1 rRNA gene is annotated in these 757 nt (G+C 41.7%); it reads right to left on the reverse strand.

From position 1 onward, the window contains the following. Positions 1–466, reverse strand: a 16S ribosomal RNA gene (locus ACFO5O_RS14695); the annotation flags it as partial. Positions 467–757 lie beyond the last annotated feature (291 nt).

Genomic DNA, 757 nt, shown 5'->3' on the forward strand with positions numbered 1-757 from the left:
CTCTACACGTAGAGCTGTTTCTTCCTGTATAAAAGCAGTTTACAACCCATAGGGCAGTCTTCCTGCACGCGGCATGGCTGGATCAGGCTCTCGCCCATTGTCCAATATTCCTCACTGCTGCCTCCCGTAGGAGTCTGGTCCGTGTCTCAGTACCAGTGTGGGGGATCCCCCTCTCAGGGCCCCTATCTATCGTTGCCTAGGTGTGCCGTTACCACACCTACTAGCTAATAGAACGCATACTCATCTTTTACCGATGAATCTTTAATTATCAACCGATGCCAATTAATAATACTATGGGGTATTAATCCAAATTTCTCTGGGCTATCCCCCTGTAAAAGGTAGATTGTATACGCGTTACGCACCCGTGCGCCACTCGTCAGCCACCGAAGTGCTGTTACCGTTCGACTTGCATGTGTTAGGCCTGCCGCTAGCGTTCATCCTGAGCCAGGATCAAACTCTTCATCGTTAAATTTTAAGTCTTACGACTATTTTTTAACAACCAAAGAAATTATAATTCTCGGTACTCAAAATGGCTTATTCTCTTGTCTTGAAAATGTCGTTTCCAACATCTTCTTTACGCTGTCAATTCAATATGTTAATGAACTTTCTTTATCTTATCTCAAAGGCTTTACCCCTTAAGCGGGTGCAAATATAAAACCCTTTTTTTATTCCCACAATACTTTACCAATCTTTTTTGAAAAAGTTTTTTCAAACCTATTATAACAACCAATAAAATATCACAATGAACTTTTACCAA

The organism is Geojedonia litorea (assembly GCF_042654525.1).
Taxonomy (GTDB): Bacteria; Bacteroidota; Bacteroidia; order Flavobacteriales; family Flavobacteriaceae; genus Geojedonia; species Geojedonia litorea.